Source organism: Stieleria neptunia (assembly GCF_007754155.1).
Lineage (GTDB): Bacteria > Planctomycetota > Planctomycetia > Pirellulales > Pirellulaceae > Stieleria > Stieleria neptunia.
Map to the genome: position 1 here is coordinate 1,333,869 of NZ_CP037423.1, position 13,987 is coordinate 1,347,855.

Here is a 13,987-nt window from a genome sequence, read left to right on the forward strand (position 1 = left end):
TCACGGTGTCGCAAAACACCATTCCGGAGACGCAAAATCTCATTGCACGCCAACTGAGTCGCGGCTAGGTTCAAAGGAAGACTTACTTCTTTTGGGGGGGTCCCCGCCGAATTCAACTTCTTATCGGGTCGTTTTATGAGACGCTCACAGCACAAACGAGGTTTCACGCTGGTGGAACTTCTCGTCGTCATCGCCATCATTGGAATCTTGGTCGGCCTGTTGTTGCCGGCGGTGCAAGCCGCACGCGAGGCCGCACGCCGAATGAGTTGTAGCAACAATTTCAAGCAGATCGGAATTGGCATGCACAACTATCACGCCGCGTACAAGCGGATACCGGCCCAGGGTATCGGCACGATCGCGACTCCCAGCCACAACCGAGCTTGGTGGCAAGAAAGCGCCGCGGGAAACGGGACGCTGTTTGTCAACAACCGACGTCTCAGCACGTTGGTGGGCATCCTTCCGTTTGTTGAACAGCAGGGGCTTTGGGATCAGATCTCCAATCCGAACGCCACGCGAACCGACGGCGACACCGGCGCAGCGGTCGGCACACCGACCACGCCCTGGGCTGCGATGGGCCCGACGCCCGGCACCATCCAATACCTTCCTTGGACCTACGAGATTCCGACGTACCGCTGCCCCAGTGACCCCGGGGTGGGCTTGCCCGCGTTGGGGCGAACCAATTACGCCGCCTGCTTGGGTGACAGCCACTACTTCACGATGTGGGGCCCCTGGAACAATCGCCGTGACACGCGTGCCCGAGGTCGTGTCTTGGATGCGCAAGCAGCTCACCGCGGCTTTTTCAAACCGTTCGATGAAACCGGTCGTTTCCGTGACGTTCTGGACGGCTTGTCCAATACGATCGCGATGGGAGAAATCGCGACAGACCTGGGGGACAGCTTCATTTCGACCAGTCCGCCGAGAGACGGCCGAGGCCTGGGCGGCAATCTCGCGGTGATTCGAATGATCCGTGATAACCCCGGTACCTGCGACCAATTCATCGACCCCGACCGTCCGCGGTTCTGGCTCAACGGCGGCGACAGGCTGACCCATGCCCGTGGTTTCAAATGGGCCGATGCCAACCAGATGTTTTCGGGCTGCTTCACCATTCTGCCGCCCAACAATGTGTACTGCGGACGACACAATTCCAATCACCTGTCCGGAACCGCGCCCATGTCAAGCCGGCACACCGGTGGTGCTCATGTCCTGATGGCCGATGGAGCCGTGATCTTCATTACCGATTCGATTGAAGCCGGCAGTCGCAATCAAGGCGATGTTTGGCGAAACGGCACCGGCAACCAGGCACCCGGCAACGAAAGTCCCCATGGACTCTGGGGAGCGCTCGGGACTCGCGCCAGTAGCGAAACGATCGAGGAACAATTGAACCAATAGATCGATCGGCGCTCCTCCGTGCCGCGTGTTGACGCGGCCATTATCCATCATTCTGTCACGATCCAACCCATCTCAATCTGGTGAACTCCGATGAAGACATTTTCCAGGTCGCTTCTGATTCTTTGTGCCTCCACCGCGATGATCATTTCGGTCGGCTGCGGCGAAAAATCGGCCCCCACGTCGATGACCGAGGGCGTCGAGCTGAGTGAAATCGAAGCCTACGAGCAGGCCGTCTTGGACATGGAGTCCGAGGACACGGGGGAGATGGACGACGTGACAGAATAGGCTCTCGTCTCCCCGCGGCTGGACACAAAGCCGGGAACCGATTCGTAAACCGCCGAGCGGTCTATGGATGCATTACCCCGGCAGGGGTGAAAGCGAGTAGCCGGTGGTCGCGATAGCGCACCACCGGAACCGCAGAAGAATTGATGGCCGACCCCGACGGGGTCACAGCACTTTCTGCGACCCCAGCGGGGTCGCGCTGTCGCGTCGTTTCAACTCTTTCGTCATGCCCGGAAACACCGGCCGAGCCGACTCACTCGGTGAACGACAGTGACAGGCGTTCGATGATCGGCTTTGATTTATTCTCCGTGGAATCGGTCAGACGCAATTCGATTTGAAATCCGTAACCGGACGGTAGCATTGAAAGATCCAGTTCGGCCGGCGTTCTCGCGATTTGCTTGGAGAACCCCGGAATGTAGTCGTACGTCTCTTTCAGCTCGGTCCAGTCGGTCCACTGATCGATCTCGGCGTCGTTGTCGTTATCGACTCCGACACGCGCCTCCACGGTTTCCACCCACGGGCCGGGGCTGACGAAGTCGGTGTTTTGCTGGGTCGCGAGGTAAAATTGGCCCTCCGCGAACGCGACGTCTGGATCGGGATGTCCGTTGCCGATCTTGTCGCACCAGGTGAATGGTTCGTCGATCGACGACGAGGTGAACCAGCCGACGCTCATCTGATGCCCGCCAACCGGATCGTAATCGCCGAACAGGTAGTACTGGCCGCCGATGCAGATTGCCGCCCAGTCGCCATAGGCTTCCTGTTCGGGTTCATGCACTTCGTACTCGGCGACGTTGGTCTTGTAGTTCTTTGGATCTTCCTTTGCCCAGTGCGGGTGCTTGTACGTCGCGATCTTTCCCGTCGGTTTCGTGCGATTGTCAACGGCCGGTTTTCGGAATTGGAACCCGTCGATTCCGTTCGGGCTGACCGCGTGACCGGCCAGGGGCGAATCCCAAGAGCGTTTGTTGGCACTGATCGGACTCCAGTCTTCGATGATGACATGCATATTGCCTTGAAGATCGCGAATGAAGCCGGCATCGCTTCCATGAGACGGGTCCCGGACGGCCATGCCCATATTCTTTCCCGGCTCGCCGTCAAACAGATCCTCGTCGACATAGACGTGCGGATCCTGATCATTCGGGAAGTCGTAGTAGATCAGCGCCTTGCCGTCGACCCATTCCGCGCTGGTCACCCACTTCGAAAAACCTTCGGTGACCGGACCGTGGTGGACCCAGTTTTTCATGTCACGACTCTGCCAGGCGTGGTATCCGCCCTTGCCGGGTTTCAGCCCACCGGGCGCGTCGAACTGATTGGGAAACTGCGTGGTTTGCAGCGGGATGTCGAATCCTTCCAGGCTTGCCGGCTTGGGCTGGAACGCGGGTTGAGACTGCGCTTGCTGGCCCTTCTTTCGTCGCGGCGGTCCACTCCGGTAGCGACCAAACATCCAGTAGTTGTCCGGTCCCACGGTGAGCAGAACGGGAGCATCGGCCAGATTGACGGGACCAAGATTCTCGATCGGATTCCAGTTTTGCCAGATCGGCGACTGGATCACGGCGAGCGACTTGGCGGAACGCTTCACGTCCGACGCGTGAAGGTTCGTGGCGAGGGTCGCTTGCTTCGCCGTCGGCGACACGGAACCATCGGCGACTTCAGCTCCCTCGGCGGATTGAATGTTCTTGGTCCAGTCGTCCGCGCTGTCGATCGTCCAGTCGGCGGCCCGCAGTGGAGCGCCGGCGAGACAAACGGTGATCAGTGAGAGTGACAATAACTTCATCGGTTCTTTGAATCCTTCGAATGGCATACGGGAGGGGCGGCGCGAAGACGCAGCAGTCGCCGGTCTATCTTAGTCCTTGGCCTCTGATTGTCACCTCGACATTTGACGGGGAACAGGCCGGCCGCGTGTACGCTTGGCTGATCGGGCAAGATCAATGTACCGATCTGCAAAGCGTACGTTGGGTCTGTCACTGTAAAAACATCAATGATGATGGCCAGAAGATTCGTTTGCTGATCGATTCGGATGCCAACAATGAAACCGATAACCAGCACACCATCGCCGACCCTCTCTGGCGTTTGCTTGCTGCGCAAACGCCGTCTCTCCCAGGGGGAGAGAATCTAAAACGGTCGCCAATCCTGCAGTAAAAGAATCGACGTCCCACGCAGCGACAGCGGACCGATGTACGATGTCCTTTCTAGGTCGTCGTCGGGAGTCCAGCGGACGACGGCCCGGAAGGGCCATCGTACTTGCACACCAACTTACGGACTGTCCGCCGGTGGAGCGACTGGCGCATCGGGCTCGCGTCGACGCATGACCTGACAGGTTCCCGCGTTGCATCGTCCGGTCCATCGAAGCCGATTTTTTGCAAAGAATCGGTACCCAAGATCCAGACCCTGTGAAAGCCCGGGCAACCGTGTTAGCGCGACGAGAGGTCGTAAGCCGACTGCCGAATAGAGCCGACGGAAGACTTCGACACCGAGGATCCATGTTCCGTCCGGCAATCGTCCTTGGATTTCGTCCATGAACTCCTGCATCGTCTTGCCCAGATCCGCCGGACAAAAGGAGGGATCTGAGATGTCCGTGAATCGGATCCGTTGCTTGCGATCCAGCCAGCGAAGCAACTTGATCTCGCGGAGGCACAGCGGGCATTCGCCGTCGTAGAAGACTTCAACTTGCCACTCAGCGTCATCCGATCCGTTCATGATTCCGCATCCGTGTTTGCAGCGTCGTTCAGCCGAATCAATATCTCGTTGCGCCTCAGCGGCCCCGGCGTGAAGGGCGGATCGTAGCCGGCGGCTTCCGCTTTCGTCTCACCTTCCAGTCCACGCGACTTCATCCACTCGCGGAGCTTCGCCTCCTGCTCCTCGGCCACCCGCGAGTCGAGACGGCCGGGAAATCGGATCACGGCAAATCGACCGCCCTCGCGTTTGCGAATCTTGACGCCGTCGCCCTTGGGTTCCGGCACGCCTTCCGCGGCGACTTCTTTGGGCATCACAAATCCCATCGAAACGTCCGACTCGCCGACATCGCCTTCCATGAAGACCGGAGTCGTCATCGGGATTTTCTGACCGTCTTCATTGGCCCCGCTGATGTAGCGAAACAGACGCATGAAACTGCCGTCACGGCCCTGGGCGTCCATTTTCGAATCCGTCGCCGCCAGCATCAGATCTGGATACTCGCGGATTTCGATGTTGCCGTCGGATTCGATCACCTCGTATTCCGCCGACTCATATCCGGCCCGCGCGGTGATCGTCCACGCCGCCATCGCGACGGCGGCCAACCCGATCGTTGCTGCCACGTAGATCATTCGTCGTTTCATGATGCTGCTCATTTCAGTGGGGATCTGGAACTTAGCAACGAACGGAAAAAAAGTGTCAGTTTCCAGTGGGATAAGGCTTCCAGGCTCGTCATTGTGACATCGACAGGCTGGAAGCCTATCCCACTAATTTTCCGGCGGTCGATTACAAATCGTACAAGCGAGTCAAGCTAATGCTGTGTGGGAAATGTGGCATTGGTCGATGCAGGGGCCCACCATTAGAAAATCAGAACGGCTGCGAGGCTCCGATTCATCGCGGGCGTTTCTATTTTGATACAATCCTGTGCGTCCGTCTGGCGTCGGCGGCACATTTGCGCGATGAACGAGCGAACTAGCAAAGATGACCGGGCCACAGTCCGCCGAAAACAATCGACCCTCGAAAATCCTGCTCGAAGAACTCTTCGCGGACCAGGACGATCGCTTCTTGGAAGTGTTCGTGCAGTTTGATTCGTACGAGATGTTGAAGCACTTTACGATCAAATGGCTGGATGACTCACGGCAATGGGCAAAAGACCAGTTGATCGAATACCTGCGTGGACCGTTGGATCATCCTGGTCATGAAGTCGTCGTCAAACGGGTTCTCAAGACCGCCTTGGAAAGGAGTGAGATCGGGTTGATCGTTCATCTGACGGTGGCCATGGACGGGCTGGTCCGCCGGAAACGGATGCCGGGCTACAGCTACGACTACAGGACCCGTCAGTATCAACGGCGGGAATACTTGTTCGCCAAGCCCAACCGCACGGTGCGAGAGGTCACCGGGCGTTACCAGGAATACACGCGTCGCAGGAGGACCTATCGCGTGCCGTTGCCCGACATCCGCAACAAGCCGGGGCACCGGTTGTTCAGCCAACGAACACGCGCCTACGTGCGTCGGCGAGTGTGGCGGAACTTTCGCGTGATGGCCCACCGCGATCCCGAGCGATACGTGGAATCAGTTTGCAAGGTGTTGGCGTTGTACGACGATTCGTTTTTCGACACGGGCGAGGCGATCCTGGATAATTGGTCCCTGATGCACGCCTGTTACTTTCACGCCAAGGAGATCTCGTTCACCGCATCGCATACGAATCTCGCTGTCGGCGAAGCACTCGCGACGCTCGCCGCGGCGCCGTATCGACCCGAGGTTTGGACCGACGACGATTCGGCTAGCCGTTTGTGGACACTGTTGGCCGAGGCCCGTAGCCAGTTCGTGCGAATGTGGACGATCGAGATGTTGCAGACGCAGCATTCGCAGTGGTTGTCGCGGCTGGGGGTGGAGGAGTTGCTGCGAATGCTTTCGAGCAGCGATGCCACGGTTGCCGAGTTTGCGGCCGACCTGTTTCGCAATCACGCTTCGCTTTCGAGCGTTGAGGTATCGACGTGGTTGCGATTGCTCGATCAAGCCGATTTTTCGGTCCTCCCAACGATCTGCGAAGCGATGCAGCGTCACATCGCACCAGCCAGGCTCAGTGATGACCAGTTGATCGAGTTGACGATGGCCACGCCCGCGGCCATTGCACGACTCGGTTTTGACTGGCTGCAACAACGCCACGATGAGCGACCGCTTTCATCCGAATCGCTGGTTCGCCTGGCGAAAGCCAAATGCGAATGGGAAGCCGAAACGATTGCCGCGTGGGCGATCACCAACATCGCCGCTTCGGGCAGCCATTCAGCCGATCAAATCACCGAGTTTTTTGATTCACGGTCAAACGCCGTCCGCAATGCGGCCTGCAATTGGCTGACCGCACAAGCGAAGGATGGATTCGCAGGCCAGCGCCTGCAAGACGATCCCGCGTTGTGGGTCAAGCTAACCGAAACACCGTATGACCAGGTGCGTTTTGCCTTGGTGGAAACGTTGCGTGGGGTTTTGAGCCGTTCGCCCAAGCGTTACCTCGAATCGCTTTCGGTCGAGCAACAGTTGCGTGTCTTGGCTGCTGTCGTGCTGTGCGTCGATCGCGGATCACGCAGCAAACCCAAGGCGATTGAACAACTGACTTCGCTCGCGATCTCCAGCGGCCAACATGCGTCGACGGTGGTTTCGGTCCTTGCGATCGCCGCGCGCAGTGTTCGCGGTCCGGAGCGTGCGGCGGGCTTGTCGGCTTTGGCAAGACTGGTGGCGCATTCCGGTGATCTGGAATCGATCGTTGCCGATCGCATGACCGAATGGGACTGGTCGCCCGAGGCGGTGACCGGCGATGGTCAAAAGGGGGTGGCGACATGAAGGTCAGCATGCGTTACGCCAGTCGCAGTGCTTTGATGGACATCTCCGGCGGTGCCAAACTGTTGCAGATGGCTCCCAATTTGGCTCGACAACAGGTGTCGTTTGACGGGGCGCTGAATCGGCCGTTGGAGTTCCGCGAAGCGATCAGCGCGTTGCATGACATCGTGATCAACGATTTGCGTTTCGAGCCGCGAGACAAGTCCGCGTATCAACAGTGGCTCGTTGTGCAACGTGAGCAAGAGCGGACCATTCGGCAAGCCGCGATGCAGCAAAAGCGTGATGAGATTGCGGCCGGAAAGGTCGCCAAGCCGGATTCCGATCTCAAGACGGCTCATGCGTCGGCGCTCAAACGTTACTGGTCGGCTCGAAAGACGCTTGACCGGCGTCTACGAAAAGAGAACAAAGCCCTTTGGCGTCGTCTGATGCCCTACGATCCGGTGATCACGGTCGCCGATGACGTCGTCTTCTTCGAGTGCTTTTCCGTGGACCAGTCCAGCTACGGTTGCCTGACGGTGGATCGCGGTGATGGATTCGGCGAGAGCGGTCAAACACAGTTCGGAACCACGAATGTCGATTACTCGTGGGACCTCTACGACAGCTTTCAGAGCCTGCGGACGTATCGTCAGACGCGGTTCCAAATCGATCCGTCAGCGTTCGAGGTCACGACATCCGGCGGCGGCGAAGAGCATCGCGAAGAGAAAATCGATCTCCCCGACGGCTGGCTGCGAGGGTTTGTGAAGCTGCAATCGGCGATGGGGATGCCAATGCGTCGCGTCTCCTTGCCGACAGCGACGATGTATTCGTTGCTGGCTTTCTTGAAGCGAAACAAAGCAAAGACGAGTCCACGCGCGATTCGCTTCGAGCTTGCCGACGGACAGGTGCCGCGTCTGACGCTAGAGCCTTGGGAACAAAGCATCGAAGCGACCGGTTCGACCTATCATGGGCCGCCGACCGAGGCGATTCGAGTTTGGGGACGTCGGCGGTTGCTGACGCTTTCGCGTCTCTTGCCGCTGGCGGAAGGATTCGACGTCTATTTGCTAGGCACCGGATTGCCTAGTTTCTGGGTCGCCCGATTGGGGCCGATGCGATTGACGCTGGGGCTAAGCGGTTGGACGACAAACGATTGGTCGGCGGGCACAGCCATCGACATGCTGATGCCGCAGCAGAAACCTGATCCAGCGGACGTGGCATCGATCGCGGAATGCCTTTCGAGCCGTCGCCAAGGACGCTTAGAGGAGTTGGCGGATCGGGTGCGGATCGCGCCCGACGTTGCAGCGTCGGCGCTCAATGAATTGGCATTGCGAGGCCAAGCGGTTTTTGACCTGCACGGCGGTGTCTATCGCTGGCGAAGTGTTCTGCCAATGGCTCTCTCTGACAAAGAAATGGGACCGCCACATCCCGAGCAGCAAGCGTCGACGATTCTGCTGAAGCAAGGGAAAGTTTTGCTGAAGGAAGCGATCGCAGGACCTCGAGGTGGTGTGATCCTGACCGGTGAGGTTGAGTCGACACCCTGCGAAGTGCTGATGGATGCCGATGGCATGATCCGCCGCGGCAAGTGCCTGTGTTCGTGGCACCGAAAAGCCGGGATCCGCAATGGACCTTGCCGACACCTTCAGGCATTGCGTTCGCAACACAGACATTCCGAACAACGGAGTGGGTCTTGTTAAAGATCCACCGAATCGAACCGGAGGTTTCACGACCTCCACTACCAATTACCATTCGTACCGTTTACAAACAGGAGACCTGATTCGAGCGTGGTGACGATTCAAGCCTACCTTGCTGCGGCGATCCGCCGTGGCTGAGTTTTGCTTCTCATTCGTCCCCAAGGTCGTTGTTCGTTTGGCCGACGGGGCTACCCGTTCCGTCGACCAAGGCAAGCCAAGGCTTTCGACGTAACGGGTAGCCCCGTCGGCCTTGGTGAACGACCTCGGTCCGCAGACGTGAAGTTGAATCGTCACCCGCTCGGGTCATTTTTTTCAGCGATGGGATTGTTCGAGATCCTCAAGCAGATCTTCGCACCCGGCCAGAGGCGGCCCGGGCCACCGCGAGGTGCGCCGAGCGACCCGTCCGCGATCGATCCCGGCAGCCTGACGCCGCCGCGACAAGCGGAACCGTCGCCTGCGACATCCTCCGCACCGCTGTCGTCGGCAACACCCGCGACAACACCAGCGCCGGCGGCAACGTCGAAACCGGCCGGCGGGTTGGAGGGTCTGGACGCGAGTCGCTTTCAACCGCTCACCCCATCCGAAGCCCTTGATGCGACCGCCCAGCCGGGTTGGCAAACGGCGTACTGGGATCCGCTGAACGTCATTCCGTCGACCCATCTGCCGCGAATCCGCGTGATCGATCAAACGATGGTCGGCATGGGGCTGATCGATGCCGACGAATTGGCCGAGATTCATGACATCGGCCAGCGGATGTCCAAGTTCCGGACAGACTATCACGTCATTGCCGACGCAGGACAGCAGGCCGTCGATCAGTCGCAGGCGGCCCGTGACGCTCGAAAACAGGAGATGAAGAAGCGGGCGGCCGAACGCAAACAGGCTCATCAACAAGCGGTCGCCCATCGCAAGGCGACCGACATCGTGTTTCTTGGGCGAGGCGTCTCCAAAGGCTTGGCCGATCGCCGATCCAACATCGAACGCTTGGCGGCATCCGACTTGCCACTGCTGTCGACGCCGGCGGATCTGGCGAACACGTTAGGCATTTCCATTGGCACACTGCGATGGCTGTCGTTCCATCATCCGGCCAGCAAAACGACGCACTATCACCACTGGAAGGTTCCCAAACGCTCCGGCGGCGAAAGAACGATTAGTCGTCCACAAAAGAAACTCGAATCCGCCCAACGCTGGATTTTGGAATCCATCCTTGCCAAGCGCCCAACCCATGACGCCGCACATGGTTTTGTCACGCAACGCAGTACTCTAACCGGTGCATTGCCGCATGTCGGTTCCCAAGTCGTGGTAAACATGGATCTGGAGAACTTCTTTCCCACGATCGATTTCGCACGGGTGGCCGGATTGTTCCGCGCGATGGGATATTCGCCGGCTGTCGCCACCATCATGTCGCTGCTGTGCACCGAATCACCGAGACGAGTGATTCGCTCTGGCGATGAAACGCTCCATGTTGCCATCGGTAACCGGTCCGTGCCGCAAGGCGCCTGCACCAGCCCTGCGTTGTCCAACTTGATCTGCAAGCGATTGGACAATCGCCTGGTCGGAATGGCCGAGTCCATCGGTTGGCGATACACGCGTTATGCCGATGACCTGTCGTTCTCTTGCCCGATCGCAAAGGACGGGACCGACCAAGGCGCACAAGCATCGGCCAAAATTGGCTACTTGCTCTCGCGTGTGCGCCACTTTGCCGATGAAGAGGGATTTCGAGTCAAGGAATCCAAGACGCGGGTGCTGAAGCGATCGACCAGGCAAAGCGTCACTGGAATTGTCGTGAACGACCGGCCTTCGATTGACCGAAAAACGATTCGCCGCTTGCGGGCCATCCTCCACCGCGCCAAGCACGAGGGTCTCGAAGCGCAAAATCGTGAAGGCCATCCGAATTTCGCGGCTTGGCTCGCCGGAATGATCGCCTACGTCCAGATGGTCAATCCGGCCCAGGGTCAAAAGTTACGCAAGCAAATGGATTTGCTTTGAGGCTCTCTGCCAGTCGACGGCGACAGCGATCACCTCGATGGAGCAGCCTTATCGAGACGGGTCGAACTGAAACAGCGGCTTGTCTTGGGGAGGCAGCGGGCCGGCGTTCCTGGCACGGTACTTTGAGAAACAGTCGGGGTTGGGTTTCTCGGGAAGCGTCGCATGCCAGGCTTGAAGCTTGTTGAGCAGTTCACCGGCGATCTCGGGATGCGAAGACTTCACATTGTTCTTTTCCAAGGGATCTTGATTCACGTTGTAAAGCTCGAGCACATCGAAGTTCATGCTGGTGAGCAGTCGCCATTGCCCATCCAGGATCGAGTAGACCGGACCTTTCGATCTGGGCAGTCCCTTCCAGAACAACGGCTTGTCGCGCAGCGGAAGCTCGGTTCCCTGTAACGTCGCCACTCGGCTTTTGCCGTCGGGCCGATATCCCTCGGGCAGGTTCGCGCCGGCGATCTCGCAGAAGGTCGGCAGCAGGTCGACCGCGGAGATCCACGATACGTCATCGATGGCGCCGGCCTTGATCTTTCCCGGCCAGCGGGCAATGAACGGGACACCGATTCCGCCCTGCAGGATCGACTTCTTGCGTCCGTTTCGGCCTCCGGTTGTCCCGACGGAGCATCCAATCCCAAACCCCTCGCCGGTCGCCGAATCGTACATCGTGGTTAGCCTGCCGCCTCGGCCGCTCCCGGCGGGACCGTTGTCTGAGCTGAAAATCACCAGCGTGTTGTCGGACAGTTCCAACCGGTCCAATGCCGCGAGCATTTCACCGATCCGGTCGTCGGCATGGGACAGAACAGCCGCATACACATTGTCCGAATCCCCCAGGCTCGGAAATCGCTTGCGATACTCCGGCAACGTGTGAAACGGCGTGTGCGGCTCGTGCATCCATAGATTGATGAAGAACGGTTTCTTCGCGGCGGCGTTCTTCTCGATGAATGCAATCGCGCGTGCAGCGTCCTCATGGACCGGCATCTGCTCGCCGGCGCAGTTGAAGGCCCCGTATTCGTCGTATCCATAATCCGTCGGCAGCGGCGAATCCGGGATCATGTTGTTGGCAAGATGCCATTTGCCGAAATGCGCCGTCGCGTAGCCGGCCGACTGCAACATCTTCGGAAGTGTCGGCGTCTTGGGATCGAGCCAGTCCGGCATCCCGCGATTCGCGTTACTCCTGGCCGTCGCAAAGTGACCGTTGATGCTATAACGCGCGGGGAAATGCCCGGTCATCACCGCCGTACGACTCGGGGAACACACGCCGCTGGCCACCGTGAACCGCGTGAAGTCCGTTCCCTCTCGTGCGAGTCGGTCGATGTTCGGGGTTTTTACATACGGATGCCCGTGACAGCCGAGGTCGCCCCAGCCCCAGTCGTCGGTAAAGATGAACAGGATGTTGGGCCTGGCAGCATCATCGGAGCGTTCCTCTGCCAGGGCGGTACCTGTCGACAGCAGCAGGAAGCTCAGGACTGGAAGGATTGAACTCAATTTCATTGTTCTACCTTGGAAGGCGATGAGGGATAACGGCGGTGTCTACTTGTCTTGTCGCGACTCTGCGGTGGCGGATTTCTCAACCACCCAGATGTTTCTGAACTTCACGTTGGATCCATGTTCCTGCAGCACGATGGGCGAAGTCGGTTCTTCGGGGAAGGCGGCATACTTGTTGCGCCGCAGCGACAGCTTGACGTCGTCATGAATCAACTTGCCGTTCAGCCGAATCGTGACGCGGGCAGCGCCCTTCTCGGTCATGAATCCGTTCCGTCCGATGTCCGCTGCCTGGTACTCCAGGTCGATCGTTTGCCATACGCCCGGCCCCAATCCCGCATTCACGTCGGGGACACGGATCTGATAGATCGCGCCGCAGTCGCCCATGCCCGGGCTTTCTTTGCCTGTGCTGTTTAGAATCTGTAACTCGTACAGCGGCCCGAAGAAAACCCCGCTGTTGCCGCTGCCTTCCTCCGGCAACTGAAACTCAAGGTGCAGGCGATAGTCACCGAATGTCTGTTTCGTACAGAGAAACTGTTTGCGTCGCTTGCCCTCAAATTGGAAGGCAATCTCCATCGCCTTGTCATCGACCAGCTTCCACTGAATTTCCTGCTGATCATCGTTCGGGTTGATCCACTGCCAAGAGAACGGTTTCCAGGCATCGAAGTCCGTGCCATCAAACAGCACCACCGCCCCGTCCGGCGGGGCCAGTCCGAGTGTCGACGTTGAAGTGTCTTGCGCCGTGATTGGCGGTCCTGCTGTCACCAGAAACGCGGTCGTCAACACAAACTGACTGAAAAGAAACTCTCGTTGAGTCATTCGTTGTCTCCGTTGAGTGGGACGATCGATCTCTTCATGTTCATGGTCTACTTCCTTCCGATTCCTTGCTCTTGCTTCGAAAGCGCCGCCGAGATCTCTGCAGCGACCTTGTCGGCCAGGTGGGCGTACCCTGGTACCGTGAAATGGACGTCACCCTTTTCTGCAATCCGTATTCGGAGTATTTTCCATTACCGTAGACAAAAAAGGGACGGGGGTCTTTCCGCAGGCGGTTGGACGGGTTTTGCTTGGGACTTCTTGCGTGATCGTCCCCATGAATACACCCCCGTCCCCTTTTTTATCGTCGATGCCACCTACTTTGCGAACAACTGTGATTGGATGTCGGCAAACGCTTTGAATTCCAATGCGTTTCCGCTGGGGTCTTCAAAAAACATCGTGTGTTGTTCGCCAGGTTGTCCTTCAAAGCGGACATAAGGTTCGATGATAAAGGTGTCGACGAACGTCCGCGCACGCTCGGCAAGCTGCTTCCATTGGTCGACTTGCAAAACAACGCCGAAGTGCGGCACCGGGACGGCATGGCTGTCGACCGGATTGCAATAGTTCACCACTTTGCCCGTTGCCCCGATCTCCGGGTTCAAATGAACGACCAGTTGGTGGCCGAACATGTCGTAGTCGACCCAGCAGGTGTCACTTCTCCCTTCGGAAAACCCCAGTTTGGTGCCGTAAAAGTCACGAGCCTCTGCGATGTCACGGACCTGAATGGCGAGGTGAAAGGGTGTCAGCATGGGTTGTTTCTCGAAAGCGGCGATGGGCGTTGTCTCGTATTGGAACGAAGTAGACGGCGGCAGTCCACATGATGGCCGTCAACGAACTGCTCGAAGTGACTTGACGAGATCGGACCGTCC

Annotated in this window: 11 protein-coding genes; 5 read left to right on the plus strand and 6 right to left on the minus strand. The window is 58.5% G+C overall.

Annotation, left to right across the window (positions count from 1 at the left end; all coding sequences use genetic code 11):
* Nucleotides 1-135: 135 nt before the first annotated feature.
* Nucleotides 136-1,389: a DUF1559 domain-containing protein gene (locus Enr13x_RS04685; RefSeq protein ID WP_145384943.1), complete on the plus strand. Its 1,254-nt coding sequence runs from the start codon at nucleotides 136-138 to the stop codon at nucleotides 1,387-1,389.
* A 90-nt stretch (nucleotides 1,390-1,479) separates the two neighbouring features.
* Entirely contained in the window at nucleotides 1,480-1,674 is a 195-nt protein-coding gene (locus tag Enr13x_RS04690) for a hypothetical protein (RefSeq protein ID WP_145384944.1), read from the plus strand.
* 250 nt (nucleotides 1,675-1,924) lie between these two features.
* On the opposite strand, the gene Enr13x_RS04695 is transcribed toward Enr13x_RS04690, so the two are convergent.
* From Enr13x_RS04695 to Enr13x_RS04710, 3 genes are all read right to left on the minus strand, one after another.
* Nucleotides 1,925-3,442 (minus strand): hypothetical protein, encoded by a 1,518-nt coding sequence (locus Enr13x_RS04695; RefSeq protein ID WP_145384945.1) that lies wholly within the window; start codon nucleotides 3,440-3,442, stop codon nucleotides 1,925-1,927.
* Between the two features lie 479 nt (nucleotides 3,443-3,921).
* A complete protein-coding gene (locus tag Enr13x_RS04705) occupies nucleotides 3,922-4,365 on the minus strand; it encodes a thiol-disulfide oxidoreductase DCC family protein (RefSeq protein ID WP_145384947.1) in 444 nt (147 codons plus the stop codon).
* Nucleotides 4,362-4,982 carry an SOUL family heme-binding protein gene (locus Enr13x_RS04710; protein WP_145384948.1) on the minus strand — a complete coding sequence of 207 codons (621 nt, stop codon included), beginning with the start codon at nucleotides 4,980-4,982 and terminating at the stop codon, nucleotides 4,362-4,364. The genes Enr13x_RS04705 and Enr13x_RS04710 overlap by 4 nt, the downstream gene beginning before the upstream one ends.
* 337 nt (nucleotides 4,983-5,319) lie before the next feature.
* Between Enr13x_RS04710 and Enr13x_RS04715 the strand changes: the two genes are divergently transcribed.
* From Enr13x_RS04715 to Enr13x_RS04725, 3 genes are all read left to right on the plus strand, one after another.
* Complete coding sequence (locus Enr13x_RS04715; RefSeq protein ID WP_145384949.1) at nucleotides 5,320-7,176, plus strand: hypothetical protein; 1,857 nt, start codon at nucleotides 5,320-5,322, stop codon at nucleotides 7,174-7,176.
* A complete protein-coding gene (locus Enr13x_RS04720) occupies nucleotides 7,173-8,843 on the plus strand; it encodes a metal-binding protein (RefSeq protein WP_145384950.1) in 1,671 nt (556 codons plus the stop codon). The genes Enr13x_RS04715 and Enr13x_RS04720 overlap by 4 nt, the downstream gene beginning before the upstream one ends.
* Before the next feature lie 315 nt (nucleotides 8,844-9,158).
* Nucleotides 9,159-10,826, plus strand: a complete 1,668-nt coding sequence (locus Enr13x_RS04725; protein WP_145384951.1) for a reverse transcriptase family protein — start codon at nucleotides 9,159-9,161, stop codon at nucleotides 10,824-10,826.
* A gap of 48 nt (nucleotides 10,827-10,874) precedes the next feature.
* Here the strand turns inward: Enr13x_RS04725 and Enr13x_RS04730 are convergent, their stop codons facing one another.
* The 3 genes from Enr13x_RS04730 to Enr13x_RS04740 all read right to left on the minus strand — a co-directional run bounded on the left by Enr13x_RS04730 (nucleotide 10,875) and on the right by Enr13x_RS04740 (nucleotide 13,867).
* Nucleotides 10,875-12,314 (minus strand): sulfatase family protein, encoded by a 1,440-nt coding sequence (locus Enr13x_RS04730; RefSeq protein ID WP_145384952.1) that lies wholly within the window; start codon nucleotides 12,312-12,314, stop codon nucleotides 10,875-10,877.
* Nucleotides 12,315-12,353: 39 nt separating this feature from the next.
* Nucleotides 12,354-13,124: a 3-keto-disaccharide hydrolase gene (locus Enr13x_RS04735; protein ID WP_145384953.1), complete on the minus strand. Its 771-nt coding sequence runs from the start codon at nucleotides 13,122-13,124 to the stop codon at nucleotides 12,354-12,356.
* Nucleotides 13,125-13,435: 311 nt separating this feature from the next.
* Complete coding sequence (locus Enr13x_RS04740; RefSeq protein ID WP_145384954.1) at nucleotides 13,436-13,867, minus strand: VOC family protein; 432 nt, start codon at nucleotides 13,865-13,867, stop codon at nucleotides 13,436-13,438.
* Nucleotides 13,868-13,987: the final 120 nt, after the last annotated feature.

What these genes read in the sequence shown, in the direction of transcription:
- Enr13x_RS04705 (WP_145384947.1), bottom strand. Translation starts at nt 4,365, where the DNA reads ATGAACGGATCGGATGACGCTGAGTGGCAAGTTGAAGTCTTCTACGAC.
- Enr13x_RS04715 (WP_145384949.1), top strand. Translation starts at nt 5,320, where the DNA reads ATGACCGGGCCACAGTCCGCCGAAAACAATCGACCCTCGAAAATCCTG.
- Enr13x_RS04725 (WP_145384951.1), top strand. Translation starts at nt 9,159, where the DNA reads ATGGGATTGTTCGAGATCCTCAAGCAGATCTTCGCACCCGGCCAGAGG.
- Enr13x_RS04695 (WP_145384945.1), bottom strand. Translation starts at nt 3,442, where the DNA reads ATGAAGTTATTGTCACTCTCACTGATCACCGTTTGTCTCGCCGGCGCT.
- Enr13x_RS04720 (WP_145384950.1), top strand. Translation starts at nt 7,173, where the DNA reads ATGAAGGTCAGCATGCGTTACGCCAGTCGCAGTGCTTTGATGGACATC.
- Enr13x_RS04730 (WP_145384952.1), bottom strand. Translation starts at nt 12,314, where the DNA reads ATGAAATTGAGTTCAATCCTTCCAGTCCTGAGCTTCCTGCTGCTGTCG.
- Enr13x_RS04690 (WP_145384944.1), top strand. Translation starts at nt 1,480, where the DNA reads ATGAAGACATTTTCCAGGTCGCTTCTGATTCTTTGTGCCTCCACCGCG.
- Enr13x_RS04735 (WP_145384953.1), bottom strand. Translation starts at nt 13,124, where the DNA reads ATGACTCAACGAGAGTTTCTTTTCAGTCAGTTTGTGTTGACGACCGCG.
- Enr13x_RS04740 (WP_145384954.1), bottom strand. Translation starts at nt 13,867, where the DNA reads ATGCTGACACCCTTTCACCTCGCCATTCAGGTCCGTGACATCGCAGAG.
- Enr13x_RS04710 (WP_145384948.1), bottom strand. Translation starts at nt 4,982, where the DNA reads ATGAAACGACGAATGATCTACGTGGCAGCAACGATCGGGTTGGCCGCC.
- Enr13x_RS04685 (WP_145384943.1), top strand. Translation starts at nt 136, where the DNA reads ATGAGACGCTCACAGCACAAACGAGGTTTCACGCTGGTGGAACTTCTC.